Source organism: Amycolatopsis sp. NPDC047767, from assembly GCF_040704195.1.
GTDB lineage: Bacteria > Actinomycetota > Actinomycetes > Mycobacteriales > Pseudonocardiaceae > Amycolatopsis.
In genome coordinates, this window is sequence record NZ_JBEYSJ010000031.1 from 91,244 (window position 1) to 105,466 (window position 14,223).

General features: G+C 71.3%; 16 protein-coding genes. 10 read left to right on the forward strand and 6 right to left on the reverse strand.

The window, feature by feature from the left end; translation table 11 throughout:
- Window positions 1-70 precede the first annotated feature (70 nt).
- The 3 genes from hisD to hisB are packed head-to-tail and all read left to right on the forward strand — an operon-like array spanning window position 71 to window position 3,107.
- Window positions 71-1,396 carry a histidinol dehydrogenase gene (hisD, locus tag AB0878_RS38465; RefSeq protein ID WP_366585885.1) on the forward strand — a complete coding sequence of 442 codons (1,326 nt, stop codon included), beginning with the start codon at window positions 71-73 and terminating at the stop codon, window positions 1,394-1,396.
- Complete coding sequence (locus tag AB0878_RS38470; protein ID WP_366585887.1) at window positions 1,393-2,511, forward strand: histidinol-phosphate transaminase; 1,119 nt, start codon at window positions 1,393-1,395, stop codon at window positions 2,509-2,511. Before hisD ends, AB0878_RS38470 begins: the two co-directional genes overlap by 4 nt.
- Complete coding sequence (gene hisB / locus AB0878_RS38475) at window positions 2,508-3,107, forward strand: imidazoleglycerol-phosphate dehydratase HisB (protein WP_360605878.1); 600 nt, start codon at window positions 2,508-2,510, stop codon at window positions 3,105-3,107. Before AB0878_RS38470 ends, hisB begins: the two co-directional genes overlap by 4 nt.
- A gap of 23 nt (window positions 3,108-3,130) precedes the next feature.
- Here hisB and AB0878_RS38480 read toward each other — a convergent pair whose 3' ends face one another.
- Complete coding sequence (locus AB0878_RS38480) at window positions 3,131-3,634, reverse strand: GNAT family N-acetyltransferase (RefSeq protein ID WP_366585889.1); 504 nt, start codon at window positions 3,632-3,634, stop codon at window positions 3,131-3,133.
- A gap of 159 nt (window positions 3,635-3,793) precedes the next feature.
- On the opposite strand from AB0878_RS38480, the gene AB0878_RS38485 reads away from it, so the two are divergent.
- Window positions 3,794-3,952 (forward strand): hypothetical protein, encoded by a 159-nt coding sequence (locus AB0878_RS38485; RefSeq protein WP_366585891.1) that lies wholly within the window; start codon window positions 3,794-3,796, stop codon window positions 3,950-3,952.
- Between the two features lie 27 nt (window positions 3,953-3,979).
- Here the strand turns inward: AB0878_RS38485 and AB0878_RS38490 are convergent, their stop codons facing one another.
- Complete coding sequence (locus tag AB0878_RS38490) at window positions 3,980-6,172, reverse strand: MMPL family transporter (RefSeq protein ID WP_366585893.1); 2,193 nt, start codon at window positions 6,170-6,172, stop codon at window positions 3,980-3,982.
- 207 nt (window positions 6,173-6,379) lie between these two features.
- Here AB0878_RS38490 and AB0878_RS38495 point away from each other — a divergent pair, with 207 nt between their 5' ends.
- Window positions 6,380-6,955: a TetR family transcriptional regulator gene (locus tag AB0878_RS38495; RefSeq protein ID WP_364179473.1), complete on the forward strand. Its 576-nt coding sequence runs from the start codon at window positions 6,380-6,382 to the stop codon at window positions 6,953-6,955.
- Window positions 6,956-7,402: 447 nt separating this feature from the next.
- Here the strand turns inward: AB0878_RS38495 and AB0878_RS38500 are convergent, their stop codons facing one another.
- Both AB0878_RS38500 and soxR read right to left on the reverse strand, forming a co-directional pair.
- A complete protein-coding gene (locus tag AB0878_RS38500; protein WP_366585895.1) occupies window positions 7,403-7,948 on the reverse strand; it encodes an RNA 2'-phosphotransferase in 546 nt (181 codons plus the stop codon).
- Between the two features lie 45 nt (window positions 7,949-7,993).
- Window positions 7,994-8,455 (reverse strand): redox-sensitive transcriptional activator SoxR, encoded by a 462-nt coding sequence (soxR, locus tag AB0878_RS38505; RefSeq protein ID WP_366585897.1) that lies wholly within the window; start codon window positions 8,453-8,455, stop codon window positions 7,994-7,996.
- A gap of 53 nt (window positions 8,456-8,508) precedes the next feature.
- On the opposite strand from soxR, the gene AB0878_RS38510 reads away from it, so the two are divergent.
- Both AB0878_RS38510 and AB0878_RS38515 read left to right on the forward strand, forming a co-directional pair.
- Window positions 8,509-9,195 carry a thiamine pyrophosphate-dependent enzyme gene (locus AB0878_RS38510; RefSeq protein WP_366585899.1) on the forward strand — a complete coding sequence of 229 codons (687 nt, stop codon included), beginning with the start codon at window positions 8,509-8,511 and terminating at the stop codon, window positions 9,193-9,195.
- Window positions 9,196-9,200: 5 nt separating this feature from the next.
- The gene (locus AB0878_RS38515) at window positions 9,201-10,091 is read left to right on the forward strand and encodes a transketolase C-terminal domain-containing protein (protein WP_366585901.1); all 891 of its coding nucleotides are present in this window, start codon (window positions 9,201-9,203) and stop codon (window positions 10,089-10,091) included.
- A gap of 51 nt (window positions 10,092-10,142) precedes the next feature.
- Here AB0878_RS38515 and AB0878_RS38520 read toward each other — a convergent pair whose 3' ends face one another.
- Window positions 10,143-11,315, reverse strand: coding sequence for an acyl-CoA dehydrogenase family protein (locus tag AB0878_RS38520; protein WP_366585903.1), 1,173 nt, complete (start codon window positions 11,313-11,315; stop codon window positions 10,143-10,145).
- 45 nt (window positions 11,316-11,360) lie between these two features.
- The gene (locus tag AB0878_RS38525) at window positions 11,361-11,555 is read right to left on the reverse strand and encodes a hypothetical protein (protein ID WP_366585905.1); all 195 of its coding nucleotides are present in this window, start codon (window positions 11,553-11,555) and stop codon (window positions 11,361-11,363) included.
- 140 nt (window positions 11,556-11,695) lie between these two features.
- On the opposite strand from AB0878_RS38525, the gene AB0878_RS38530 reads away from it, so the two are divergent.
- From AB0878_RS38530 to priA, 3 genes are all read left to right on the forward strand, one after another.
- A complete protein-coding gene (locus AB0878_RS38530; RefSeq protein WP_366585907.1) occupies window positions 11,696-12,580 on the forward strand; it encodes a hypothetical protein in 885 nt (294 codons plus the stop codon).
- A 42-nt stretch (window positions 12,581-12,622) separates the two neighbouring features.
- Window positions 12,623-13,243 (forward strand): imidazole glycerol phosphate synthase subunit HisH, encoded by a 621-nt coding sequence (hisH, locus tag AB0878_RS38535; RefSeq protein WP_366585931.1) that lies wholly within the window; start codon window positions 12,623-12,625, stop codon window positions 13,241-13,243.
- A 71-nt stretch (window positions 13,244-13,314) separates the two neighbouring features.
- Window positions 13,315-14,046 carry a bifunctional 1-(5-phosphoribosyl)-5-((5-phosphoribosylamino)methylideneamino)imidazole-4-carboxamide isomerase/phosphoribosylanthranilate isomerase PriA gene (gene priA / locus AB0878_RS38540; RefSeq protein ID WP_366585909.1) on the forward strand — a complete coding sequence of 244 codons (732 nt, stop codon included), beginning with the start codon at window positions 13,315-13,317 and terminating at the stop codon, window positions 14,044-14,046.
- The last annotated feature ends 177 nt before the right edge of the window (window positions 14,047-14,223 follow it).

Genomic DNA, 14,223 nt, shown 5'->3' on the forward strand with positions numbered 1-14,223 from the left:
TCGTGGGACGGCAGGTCACCACCGAGTATCCCTGCCCGGACGCGGAGAGCCACCTCGTACCCTGGTCACCATGCTGAACCGCACCGACCTGCGTGGGCAGGTCCCGACCGCCGCCGAACTGCGCGCCGCACTGCCGCGCGCCGAATACGACGTGGACGCGGCGCTGCATCACGTTCGGCCGGTGGTGGAGGCGGTCCGCGACCGCGGTGTGGAGGCCGTCCTCGAGTACACCGAGCAGTTCGACAAGGTCCGCCCGGCGACCGTCCGCGTCAAAGCGAACGAGCTCACCAAGGCCCTCGAAGCGCTCGACCCGCAGGTGCGCGCCGCGCTGGAGGAGTCGATCAGCCGCGCCCGCAAGGTGCACGCCGACCAGCGCCGCCACGACGTGACCACGCAGGTGGTCCCGGGCGGCACCGTCACCGAGCGCTGGGTGCCGGTGGAGCGCGTGGGACTGTACGCGCCGGGCGGGCTGGCCGTGTACCCGTCCACCGTGGTCATGAACGTCGTCCCCGCGCAGCTCGCGGGGGTGCGCTCGCTGGTGGTCTGCTCGCCCCCGCAGGCGGCCTTCGGCGGCCTGCCGCACCCGACGATCCTCGCGGCCGCCGCGCTGCTGGGCGTCGACGAGGTGTGGGCCGTCGGCGGTGCGCAGGCCGTGGCGCTGCTCGCGTACGGCGGCACGGACACCGACGGCGCCGAGCTCGCTCCCGTGGACATCGTCACCGGGCCGGGCAACATCTACCTCACCGCCGCCAAGCGCCTCGTGCGCGGCGTGATCGGCATCGACTCCGAGGCCGGCCCCACCGAGATCGCGATCCTCGCCGACGAGACGGCCGACCCGGTCCACGTCGCGGCCGACCTGATCAGCCAGGCGGAGCACGACCCGCTCGCCGCGAGCGTGCTGGTCACCACGTCGGAGGAGCTCGCCGACGCCGTGGACAAGCAGCTCGCCGAGCGCGTCGCGGCCACCAAGCACAGCGAACGCGTGGGGCAGGCGCTGGGCGGCAAGCAGTCCGGCATCATCCTGGTGTCCACTGTGGACGAAGGCCTGCGCGTGGTCGACGCCTACGCCGCCGAGCACCTCGAGATCCAGACGGCCCACGCCCGGGAGGTCGCCGGCCGCGTGCGCAACGCGGGCGCGGTGTTCGTCGGGGCCTACGCGCCGGTGTCGCTCGGCGACTACTGCGCCGGCTCGAACCACGTGCTGCCGACCGCCGGCTTCGCTCGGCACTCCTCGGGCCTGTCCGTGCAGAGCTTCCTCAAGGGCATCCACGTGGTCGACTACAGCGAGGACGCGCTGCGCCAGGTCGCCGGCCACGTCGTCGCGCTGGCCGACGCCGAGGACCTGCCCGCCCACGGCGAGGCCGTGACCGCGCGGTTCGCGGGGGAGGGCCGATGACCGAGGAGACCCCGGCCGTGCCCGGCGCCGAGGTGACGCTCGACGCCCTGCCGCTGCGCGAGGACCTGCGCGGCAAGAGCCCCTACGGCGCGCCGCAGCTCGACGTGCCCGTGCGGCTCAACACCAACGAGAACCCGTACCCGCCGCCGCCGGAGCTGGTGGCCGACGTGGCCGATGCCGTGCGCGCCGAAGCCGCTTCGCTGCACCGCTACCCGGACCGCGACGCCGTCGCGCTGCGTACCGAGCTCGCCGATTACCTCACGGTGTCGACGCGTGTGGTGCTGTCGGAGGCGAACGTGTGGGCCGCCAACGGGTCCAACGAGATCCTGCAGCAGATCCTGCAGGCCTTCGGCGGGCCGGGCCGCAGCGCGCTCGGCTTCGAACCGTCGTACTCGATGCACCCGATCATCTCCTCCGGCACGCGCACGGAGTGGGTGCCGGTGCCGCGCCGGCCCGACTTCACGCTCGACACCGCGCGCGCCGCCGAGCTGGTGGCCGAGCGGCAGCCGGACGTCGTGTTCGTGACGAGCCCGAACAACCCCACCGGCGGGTCGATCCCGCTGGACCAGCTGCGCGGGGTCCTCGAGGCGGCGCCGGGCATCGTCGTGGTGGACGAGGCCTACGCCGAGTTCTCCTCGCAGCCCAGCGCGGTCCAGCTGATCGGGGAGTACCCGGCGAAACTGATCGTCTCGCGCACGATGAGCAAGGCGTTCGCCTTCGCCGGCGGACGGCTGGGCTACCTCGCGGCCGCGCCGGCCATCGTCGACGCCCTGCAGCTCGTGCGGCTGCCCTACCACCTGTCCAAGCTCACGCAGGCCGCCGCGCGGGCCGCGCTGCGCCACGCCGACGCCACGCTCGCCACCGTCCACAAGCTCTCCGCCGAACGCGACCGCGTGGTGGAAGCCTTGCTGGGCCTCGGGTTCACGCCGGTGCCGAGCGACGCGAACTTCGTCCTCTTCGGACCGTTCGCCGACGCGAAGGCGAGCTGGCAGTCCTACCTGGACCACGGGGTGCTGATCCGCGACGTCGGCATCGAGGGCCACCTGCGCGTGACCATCGGCACCCCGGAAGAGAACGACGCGTTCCTCGAGGCGAGTAAGGAAGTACCGCGATGACCCGCATCGGCAAGGTGGAGCGCACGACCAAGGAGTCGTCGATCCTGGTCCAGCTCGACCTCGACGGCTCCGGCCAGGTCGAGATCTCCACCGGCGTGCCGTTCTACGACCACATGCTCACGGCGTTCGGCGTGCACGGCTCGCTGGACCTCAAGGTCGAGGCCACCGGCGACATCCACATCGACGCGCACCACACCGTCGAGGACACCGCCATCGTCCTGGGCCAGGCGCTGCGTCAGGCGCTCGGCGACAAGAGCGGCATCCGCCGCTTCGGCGACGCGTGGATCCCCATGGACGAAACCCTGGCCCACGCGGCGATCGACGTCTCGGGCCGGCCGTACTGCGTGCACGTGGGCGAGCCGGAGCAGTTCAACACCTTCACGATCGGCAACAACTACCCGTTCGTGCTCACGCGCCACGTGTTCGACTCGCTGTCGTTCCACGCGCAGATCGCGCTGCACGTCCGCGTGATCCACGGCCGCGACCCGCACCACATCGCGGAGGCGGAGTACAAGGCCGTCGCGCGGGCGCTGCGCGCGGCCACGGAACCCGACCCGCGCGCGGGCGGCATCCCGTCCACGAAGGGCGTTCTGTAGCGCCGGCCGGGGTCGACTGCCCGCTAGATCTCGAGGTGGGAGTCGACCCCGTCTTCGCGCAGGTCGATGTTCGCGCCGACGGACTTCATCAGGCGTTGTGCCGCCTTGTTGTCCGTGGTGGTCGAAGCGACATACCGGCCCCCGCCGCCTTCGCGGGCCGCGTCGATCAGGGTCTCGGTGACCCACTTGCCGATCCCGCGGCCCCGGGCCCAGCGGGCGACCCAGACCTGGGCCTCGATCTCGACCGACTTGCCGCGGTGGACGGGGTGCAGCCGCGCGCCGCCGACGATCGTGCCGCCGACCTGGATGGTCCAGGCGCTGGTGGTCGCCGTCTCCGGGTCGAGCGAAACCCGCCGGTGGAAGGTCAGGAACGCCTCACGCCGCTCGGGAGTCCAGCCCGGCGGGCCGTCCATCGGCGGCAGCACGTCGAGCGGGTCGGCACCCTCGACCGCGACGTCCAGAAGCCGGACCAAGGCCTCTTCGTCGAGGGGGGTCAGGACGATCTCCGAATCGGACGCTCCGCTCACGCGGAGAGCTTGCCACGTCGCGGCGCCGGACGCGACGGTCGGTCCAGGTCTGTAACAGCGAGGAGACGTGCGTCACGTTTTCGGCGTGCCGTCGCACCCACCTGAGAGCGCCGCTGCCCCGTCCCGGCCGGGTGAGGGCCGTGTGGCACGCTGAGCCTCGTGAGCAAAGAGGTTGTCGCCGTCCTGCTGCTGGCCCTGGCGGGCTTCCTGGCCGGCGGCGTCTACTCCACGTGGAAGACGGCGAAGTTCATCGCCGTGGCGCTGGGTGTGGCGGCCCTGCTGGCGGTCGGCGGCGCCGTCGCCTGGCTGGTCGGCTGAGCGACCCGCCAGACGGACGGCCCGGCCTCACACGCGAGCGGGCTCGCGCTCGTCGTCACCGCGGCTGCCGGACGCGTCGAGCGCCTTGGTCAGGCCCTCACCCTCCACGTCGACGTTCGGCAGCACCTTGTGCAGGCCGCGCGGCAGCCACCAGGCGTGGCGCCCGAGCAGCGACATCACGGCCGGCACGATCGTCATCCGGATCACGAACGCGTCCACCAGCACGCCGAACGCGAGCGCGAACCCGATCGACTGGATCAGCGTCGACTCCGCCAGCACGAAGCCCGCGAACACGCTGATCATGATCAGGGCCGCGGCCGTGACCACGCGCGAGCCGTGGCGGAAGCCGGTGACCATGGCCTCCTGCGGGTCGGCGCCGTGCACGTGCTCCTCGCGCATCCGCGTCACCAGGAACACCTGGTAGTCCATCGCGAGTCCGAAGAGGACACCGATGAGCAGGATCGGCAGCATGCTCATGATCGGCCCGGTCGACGCGACGCCGAGCAGGTCGGTCAGCCAGCCCCACTGGAACACCGCGACCACGGCGCCGAACGTCGCGACCACCGAGCCGAGGAATCCGAGCGTCGCCTTCAGCGGCACCACGATCGAGCGGAACACCAGCATCAGCAGGATGAACGCGAGCCCGACGATCAGCGCGAGGTAGGGGATCATCGCGTCGGAGAGCTTCTCGGACACGTCGATGTTCGCGGCGGTCTGGCCGGTCACGGCGAGGCTCGCGCCCGTGGTCTCGTGCAGCGGCTCGGACTGCGCGCGGATCGCCGCCACCAGGTCCTCGGTCTGCTTGCTGCTCGGCCCGCTCTTCGGGATCACGGTCAGCAGCGCGGTGTCCCCGTCGGCGTTCACGCGCGGCGGCGTCACCCCGGCGACGTCGGGCAGCGTGCTGATGCCCGCGACGGCTTGCTTCAGCGACTCGGGGTCGTGGTTCACCCCGGTGTCCACGACGACGAGCAGCGGCCCGTTGGCGCCGGCGCCGAAGCTCTCGCTCACGAGGTCGTAGGTCTTGCGCTGTGTGGAATCCGGGGCCGCGGTGCTGTCGTTGGGCAGGCCGAGCTGCATGCTCAGCGCCGGGATGGCGACTACGACGAGGCCGGCGAGCGCGGTCAGCAGCACGGGCCAGCGGTGCCGGGCGACGAACCGGGCCCAGCGCTCGCCGTGCGAAGCCTTGTCCGTCTTGCGGCGCAAGCGAATGCGGCCGCCCAGCACGCGGGAGCCGACGAAGCCGAGGATGGCCGGCAGCAGCGTGAGCGCGATGAGCACGGCGATCGCGACGGTCGCGGCCGCGGCGATGCCCATCTGGCCGAGGAACGGGATGCCGACCACGGTGAGCCCGGCCAGGGCGATGATCACGGTGAGCCCGGCGAACACCACGGCGGACCCGGCCGTGCCCGCGGCCCGGCCCGCGGCTTCCTCGGGTTCTCGTCCGATGCTGAGCTCGTGCCGGTAGCGGGAGACGATGAACAACGCGTAGTCGATGCCCACGGCGAGCCCGATCATCAGGGCCAGCACCGGGGTGTTGGAGTTCAGTTCGAGCGAGCCCGAGGCCAGCATGATGCCCGCCATGCCGATGCCGACGCCGATCAACGCGGTGAGCAGCGGGATGCCGGCGGCCAGCAGTGACCCGAACGTGATGATCAGCACGACGGCCGCCACGGCCACGCCGAGGCCCTCGGTGGCGCCGGTGGCGGGCATCGCCTGCACCGCGTCGCCGCCGAACTCGACCTCGAAACCGCGCTGCTTGGCGCCGTTCGCGCTGTCGAGCAGCGCCTGGCGGTCGCTGTCCGTGAGCTCGAAGCCCTTGACCTGGTAACTCACCTGGGCGAGTGCCACGCGGCCGTCCGGCGAGATCGACTTGGCCTGGAACGGGTCGGCCACGCTCGAGACCTTCGGCGCCGTCTTGAGGCTCGCCACCGTCGACTCGACCGCGGCCTTGCCGGCTGCGTCGGTCACGGTGTGGCCCTGCGGCGCCGCGATCACGACCCGCGCGGTCGCACCACCGGCCGCGGCCTGCGGAAACTTCGCCTGGAGCTGGTCGATCGCCTGCTGTGACTCGGTCCCGGGGATCGTCACCGAGTCCGACAGCTGGCCGGACAGCGTGAGTGCGCCGATGCCGAGCGCCACCAGCACGGCCGCCCACACGGCCGAGACGAGAGCGCGCCGCCGGAACGACAACCGGCCGAGCCGGTACAGAAATGTCGCCACGAGTGTTTCTCCGTTTCGCCCGGATAGGGCCTTCGTCACACGAACCAGTGACGCCGAAGCTAGCCGATCGGCAAGGAGACTGCCAAGCCGATCGGCAAGTATGTGACTAGCCGCACGGCTAGGAGTTTGCTTGTCGATCGGCAAGTATCTCGGTTTGCCGATCGACTAGCGGTCACGTACGCTTCCTGGGCTTGACGAGGAGGAACGATGACTACCGCCGCCCCGGCAGAGGACACTCGGACGCGGCTGCTGGGCACCGCGCTGCGGCTGTTCGCCGAACACGGCGTGGAGGGCACGTCGCTGCAGATGATCGCCGACGCGCTCGGGGTGACCAAGGCGGCCGTGTACTACCACTTCAAGACCAAGGCGGAGATCACCGAGGCCGTCGCGGCGCCCGCCATCCGCGAGCTCGACCACATCGTGTCGGAGGCCGCGAAGCAACGCCGCCGCGGCACCCAGGTCGACTACCTGCTCGAGGGCTTCGTGGATCTGGTGGTGCGCCACCGCGTGCTCGTCGCCCTGTTCTCCAGCGACCCGGGCATCAACCGCGCGATCGAGAACTCGACGCGCGGCATGGAGGGCTTCAAGAACGCCCTCATCGACATCCTGGCCGGCCCCGAACCCGACATCTCCTCCCGCGTGGCCGCCCTGGTGACCCTCACGGGCCTCGCCATGACGGGCGGCTCCCCGGACATCGCCCAACTCGACGACGAAAGCCTGCGCCGGGAACTGGTGGACGCGGGCCGCCGCTTGCTCGGCCGGCCCCGTCGGCACCACGACTAGCCCTGCTTGATCTGTAAGCCCTGGCGGCGCCGTGGGCGGGGTTCTCGCTGCACCCGAACTTGTGCCCGCAGCGCGGGCTGCCGGCGTGACGTCGAGTTGGCTGGGCGCGATGGTTGTTCGCCGAGATGGCGCGGCCCGCTTCGGTGAGTGCGAGTGCTTCACCGCACCTGGCGGTGGCCTCCTGGATCGCCGGTCGCGTGGCCCACCCTGGCCCGACGATCGGGCTGGTTCTCCGTCAGAAACTCCGGCGCGGCGGCACCGGGTGCGGGGTTCTGGCTGCGCCGGAACCTCTGGCTGCAGCGCGCCACGGGCGTGACGTCGAGTCGGCCGGGCGCGGGGATTGTTCGCCGAGACGGCGCGGCCTGCTTCGCATGAAGTCGTGCTAGCGCCTGGTGGCGGTCCGCAGCACTACAGGGCGCGCGGTCCAACCCGCCCCCGGCGACCGGGCTAGTTCGCCGTCAGAAACTCCGGCGCGACAGCCGCCGTCAGCCACACGCCGTTCTCGCTGCGCTGGAACTCGTGCCCCGCAGCCGCCATTGCGCCGGCGGCGACGCGGAGCACCACCGGGCGGCCGTGCCGGGCCCCGACTGCGAGCGCCGTTTCGACGGCGGCCGACAGGTGCACGGCGTGGCGGCGCATGGGCCGCAGGCCTTCCCGGTAGATCGCGGGCAGGAAGCGCGTCGCGGTGCCGTGGTAAAGCACCTCGGGGGGCGTGAGGCGTTCCAGGCCCAGCTCGACGGTGACGCTGTGGCCCTGGTTAGCGCGGATCCGGCGCCCGCTCTCATCGAAGGCGAAGCGCTGTTTGTTGTTGCGCTCCACCACTTCCGCGAGTTCGGCTCGGCTCACGCGCACGCCGTGAAGGCGCAACGCCGCCAGCAGCTCATCGACTCCGACCCAGCCGGCGGCGTCCAAGGTGAGGCCGATGGCCGAGGGGTCGTGGCGCAGGTGGCGGGAGAGCCGCTTCGAGACGCGGATCATCTGTTTCTCGTCCATAACCACACCAGTGACCCACATCCGCCCCGCCGCCACAACGGAAATTCAGATCCCGCCCTCGGCAACCGGGCGCAGTTTGCTCGCGCCGGGGCCGAAGCGGGCCAGCTCGTCGTCGGCGTTGTACAGGCTGCAGCTGCGCAGCGACAGGCAACCGCAGCCGACGCAGCCGGTGAGGCGGTCGCGCAGGCGCTGCAGCGCGTCGATGCGCGCGTCGAGCTCGTGCTGCCATTCGCGCGAGAGCCGGGCCCAGTCGGCTTTCGTGGGTGCGTGGTCGGCGGGCAGGGTGGCGAGGGCGCCGCTGATGTCCTCCAGGGAAAGGCCCACGCGCTGCGCCGCCCGGATGAACGCGATGCGCCGCAGCACCGAACGCGGGTAGCGGCGCTGGTTGCCCGCCGAGCGTTCGGAGGTGATGAGCCCCTTGTCCTCGTAGAACCGCAGGGCCGTGTGCGGGACGCCGCTGCGTTCGGCGACCTGCCCGATGCTCAAGTGCTCCGCCAACCTCGTCATTGGTCCAGGTTAGCGCTTGACCTAGACATTGGTCGAGGTTGCACCGTGGAAACATGACCACCACAGCAACGGCCTACGCGGATCTGCCCCGGCTGATCTCGCTGATGACCGGCGACGACAAACACCAGGCCGCGGCAGAGTCCACAGTGGACGTCATCTGGGTGCTCTACGACCGCGTCCTCGACATCTCACCCGAGAACTTCCACGACCCCGGCCGCGACCGGTTCCTGCTCTCCAAGGGACACGGGCCGATGGCCTACTACGCCGTGCTCACCGTCAAGGGTTTCCTCGACGAGGCCGAGCTCGCCGACTGGTCGTCGGCCCGCTCCCGGCTCGGCCACCACCCGGACCGCAAACGCGCGCCCGGCGTCGAGATCTCCAGCGGCTCGCTGGGCCACGGCCTGCCGATCGCCCTCGGCACCGCGCTCGGCCTGCGAGCGCGCGGCCACGACAGCCGCGTCGTCACGCTCGTCGGCGACGCCGAGCTCGACGAAGGCTCCAACTCCGAAGCCATCGTGGTCGCCGCGCGCCTGGGCCTGGAAAGCCTGACCACGGTGGTCGTGGACAACCAGTCGTCCACGCACGGCTGGCCCGGCGGCATCGCCCGCCGGTTCGAGGTCGAGGGCTGGGCCACGCGCACCGTCTCCGGCCGCGACCACGAAGCGCTCTACGACGCGTTCACCAGCGAACACCCGGGGCGCCCGCTGGCCGTGGTCGCCGTCGTCGAACCGAAGGGCTGACGGACATGCTGAACATGCGCGAAACCTTCCTCGCCACCACCGAAGAGATCGTGGACGCCGACCCGGACGTCGCCGTCGTCCTCGCCGACATCTCCGCCGCCCAGCTCGCCGGCGCGGCGCGGCGGCACCCGGACCGGGTGGTGAACGTCGGCATCCGCGAGCAGCTGCTCGTGAGCACGGGCGCCGGGCTCGCTCTCGCCGGCCTGCGGCCGATCATCCACACGTTCAACGCCTTTCTCGTGGAGCGCGCGTTCGAGCAGATCAAGCTCGACCTGGTCCACCAGGACGCGGGCGCCGTGCTCGTGTCCTACGGCTCCTCCTACGACATGCCCGCCGAAGGCCGCACGCACCAGTCGCCGGGCGACGTCGCGCTGATCGACTCCCTGCCGTGTTGGTACGTCCACGTGCCCGGGCACCCCGACGAGGCCCGCCGCCTGCTGCTCGACTCCGTGCCCGGCGACAGCCGCGTGTACCTGCGGCTCTCGGCCGACCAGAACGCCGCGCCGCACCTCGGCGTCGGGTTCCAGCGGGTACGCAGCGGCCGCAACGGCGTCGTGCTCGCCGTGGGCCCGATGCTCGACCGGGTGCTCGCCGCGAGCGAAAACCTCGGCGTGACGGTGCTGTACGCGTCGACCATCCGCCCGTTCGACGCCGCGGGGCTGCGGGCCGCGGTGGGGGACGTCGCCGACGTCGTGCTCGTGGAGCCGTACCTCAAGGGCACTTCGGCCCACCACGTGAGCGAAGCGCTGCGAGACGTTCCGCATCGCCTGCTGTCGCTCGGCACCCTGCGCGACACGGAAGTGCGCACCTACGGGAAACGGGCCGACCACGATCTCGCGCACGGCCTCGACGCGGGCTCGATCGCGTTGTCCCTCAAGGACTTCCTGCGGCCGTGAGCCTCGGGTCGCCGGGGCTGGGGGTCCCGGCGACCCGAGGTTCACCCAAGATCAGCGGAACGCCGCGATGCCCGTCACCGACTGGCCCAGCGACAGCGCGTGCATCTCCTCGGTGCCCTCGTACGTCAGCACCGTTTCGAGGTTCGCCATGTGCCGCATCACCGGGTACTCCAGCGAAATCCCGTTGGCGCCCAGCATCGAGCGCGCGGTGCGGGCCACGTCGAGCGCCGAGCGGACGTTGGCCAGCTTGCCGAAGCTCACGTGGTTGTGGTGCAGCGCGCCGGAGTCCTTGAGCCGGCCGATCTGCAGCGCGACGAGCCCCGAACGGTTGACCTCGACCAGTAGATCGGCCAGTTTGCGCTGCGTGAGCTGGAAGCTCGCCAGCGGCTTGCCGAACTGCTCGCGCGAGAGCGTGTAGTCCAGCGCGGTTTCGTAGCACGCGCGGGCGGCGCCGACGACGCCGAACAGGATGCCGTAGCGCGCTTCGTTGAGGCAGGACAGCGGGCCGCGCAGCCCACGAACCTCCGGGAACGCCGCGGATTCCGGCAGGCGCACACCGTCGAGCACGAGCTCGGCCGTGAGCGACGCGCGCAGCGACAGCTTGTGCTTCACCTCGTTGGCGGTGAAGCCCGGCGTCGACGTCGGCACCACGAAGCCGCGGATGCCCTCGTCGGTCTGCGCCCAGACCACGGCCACGTCGGCGACGGTGCCGTTGGTGATCCACATCTTCGTGCCGGTGAGCACCCAGTCGGAGCCGTCGCGCACCGCGCGGGTGCGCATGCTGCCCGGGTCGCTGCCGGCGTCGGGTTCGGTGAGGCCGAAGCAGCCCAGCGCCTCGCCCGCGGCCATCTTCGGCAGCCACTCCTGCCGGTGTTCCTCGCTGCCCCAGCGGTGGATCGCGAACATCGCGAGCGAGCCCTGCACGGAGACGAAGCTGCGCAGGCCGGAGTCGACGGCCTCCAGCTCCCGGCACGCGATGCCGTAGGCGACCGCGCTCGTGCCGGCGCAGCCGTAGCCCTCCAGGTGCATGCCCAGCAGGCCGAGCTGCCCGAAGCCCTTGGCCAGGTCGCGCGCGGGCAGTGAGCCGGACTCGTACCAGTCGGCCACGTGGTCGAGGAGCTGGTCGCGCGCGTAGTCGCGCACGGCGTCCCGGATGGCGCGCTCCTCCTCGGCCAGTTCGGCGTCGAGGTCGAGGAAGTCGTGTGGATCCGGGTTCTTGCTCATCGGGCTGCTCCTACTGGCTCGCTTCGACGCGGTGCCAGCAGGAAATCACAGATGACCCGGGTTCCAGTGCGTGGGATTCATCACGTTCTCTTTGCGAGCGTCACGAGAACGACATGCGTCGACTTGGGCGCGGGAGGGTTGCGGAGGGATCACCAGGGTCGTGAACTGCGGAAACGGCACGCTTTCGATGTCGTCCCGCCACGCTTCGAACATCTGGCAGAGGAGGTCCGACTCGGACATGTCTTCCTCTTCCCTCGTCGGGGGGCGCCCGCTGCGCCTCAGCCGAACGGGTGAATACCCAGCGGGGCCTCCGGTGAAACGGGGTCGCGTGCAAAAATTCGCGGGCCGCCGCCAAGGTCACGTTCGCGAAGGAGCGAACCATGCGTCTGTCGACGTCGGCGGCGAAAGCCCTCGCACTCTCCACCGCAGCCTTGCTGAGCTGCGCTTCCCTTGCCTCGGCGAGCCCCGCCGCCTCCCTCGGCGGCTGGCGCCGGACCGGCGAGGTCTCCGTCGCCAACTCGATCAGCGGCGAAGGCATCACCACGCTGCGGCTGCCGGGCCGGGCCCCGCAGACCGTCTACCGCAACGGCACCACCATCCCGAAGCCGCTCAAGGACGAGGGCTGGGGCCACGTCGGCGACCCAGATTCCCTGCGCGGCTACACCTTCGACGTCTACCAGGACACCGTGACCAACCCGCCGGTGTCGAAGATGTACCTGGTCACCTCGCCGTCCGGGCAGACCACGGAGTTCGTGCACCCGCTCGCGGCCGACGAACCCGCGCCCAACGCCAACGCCCAGGTCGCCGTGACCCCCGACGGCCAGTGGCTCGTCTCGGGCGCGCTCGGCGACGCGACGGAGCTGTTCGTCTCGCCGACGCCGTTCCTCAACCACCACGCCCCGCGCGTGGCCGGCGACCTGCCGCTCGCGGCGCGGATCCACCTCGACCACCCGATCCGCGCGGCGCAGGGCTGCGACTTCGTCTCGGCGACGCGCCTGCTGTGCGCGACGTCGGACTCCAACAACGACCTGTACCCCACGAGCTACCAGCTCCTGCAGGTCGACCTGCCCCACGCGCTCACCGGCCACGACGTCCGCGCGCACGTGAAGGAGCTCGGCCAGCTGCCGCTGTCGAGCACGTGCGCCGGCGCGTTCACCCCGGAAGGCGTGGACTACGACGCGCCGACGGGCACGCTGCGCGTCGAGGTCGTGCCGCCCGCGCCCTGCAACACCGTGACGGACGTCTACTCCTTCCGCCGCGGCTGACGTGCGCTCCCGCCCCGGGACTACGCTTGAGGTGTGTCTCGTGTGGTGATCCTCGACTACGGTTCCGGCAACCTCCGCTCCGCCGAACGCGCCGTCGCGCGCGCCGGCGCCGAGGTGGAGGTCACCGCCGACCCGCATGCCGCGCTCGAGGCCGACGGTCTGGTCGTGCCCGGGGTGGGAGCCTTCTCCGCCTGCATGGCGGGGCTGCTCGACGTGCACGGGCACCGCATCATCGGCAAGCGCCTGGCCGGCGGCCGTCCCGTGCTCGGCATCTGCGTGGGCATGCAGATCCTCTTCGGCCGCGGCGTCGAGCACGGCGAGGAGACCGAGGGCACGGGGGAGTGGCCCGGCACCGTCGAGCGCCTGCACGCCGACGTGCTGCCCCACATGGGCTGGAACACCGTCCGCGCGCCCGCGGACTCGCAGCTGTTCGCCGGCCTCGACCCGGACGAGCGCTTCTACTTCGTGCACTCCTACGCGGCGCGCCGGTGGGAGCTGGAGTCCGGCTTGGCGGGGCGGCAGCCGAAGGTGACGTGGGCCAACCACGGCGAGGACTTCGTGGCGGCGGTGGAGAACGGCCCGCTGTGGGCCACGCAGTTCCACCCCGAGAAGTCGGGCGACGCGGGCGCGAAGCTGCTCCGCAACTGGCTCGACACGCTCTAGTCCGGCTTGGTTCGGCGCGGTAGGTCGGCCCGGTGGGCCGGCACCGTGACCGGCGCCTTTACGCTGTCGCCGTGACTTTCACGCTGTTTCCCGCAGTTGATGTGGCCGATGGCCAGGCCGTCCGACTCGTCCAGGGCGAGGCCGGCACCGAGACGTCCTACGGCAGCCCGCTCGACGCCGCCCTCGCCTGGCAGCGCGACGGCGCCGAGTGGATCCACCTGGTGGATCTCGACGCGGCCTTCGGCAAGGGCTCGAACCGCGAGCTGCTGGCCGAGGTGATCGGCCGCCTCGACGTGCAGGTTGAGCTCTCCGGCGGCATCCGCGACGACGCCTCCCTCGAAGCCGCCCTCTCCACCGGCGCCCGCCGCGTGAACCTCGGCACCGCGGCACTGGAGGACCCCTCCTGGACCGCCAAGGTCGTCACCACCTACGGCGACCGCGTCGCCATCGGCCTCGACGTCCGCATCACCGAGGCCGGCCACCGCGTCTCCTCCCGCGGCTGGACCTCCGACGGCGGCGACCTGTGGGAGGTCCTCGAACGCCTCGACCGCGACGGCGCCTCCCGCTACGTCGTCACCGACGTCAGCAAGGACGGCACCCTCAAGGGCCCGAACCTCGACCTGCTTCGCGAAGTCGCCGCCCGCACCGACGCCCCCGTCATCGCCTCCGGCGGCGTGTCCAGTGTGGACGACCTCAAGGCCCTGGCCTCCCTCTCCTGCGACGGCATCGAAGGTGCCATCGTCGGCAAGGCCCTCTACGCCGGCGCCTTCACCCTCCCGGAAGCCCTAGCCGCCGTCCGCTAGACGCCCCCTCACCCCAATGCGGCGTTGGGTGCGCTGAACGCATCCAACGCCGCATTGGGTGCGCTCAACGCACCGAACGCCACATTGAGGTTTTCTCAGTAGCGGCCGTGGTGTTCGTGGTGGGTGAGGACGAGTGCTGCTTGGACGATGGTGCCGATGCGTTTGGGGCAGAGGGTG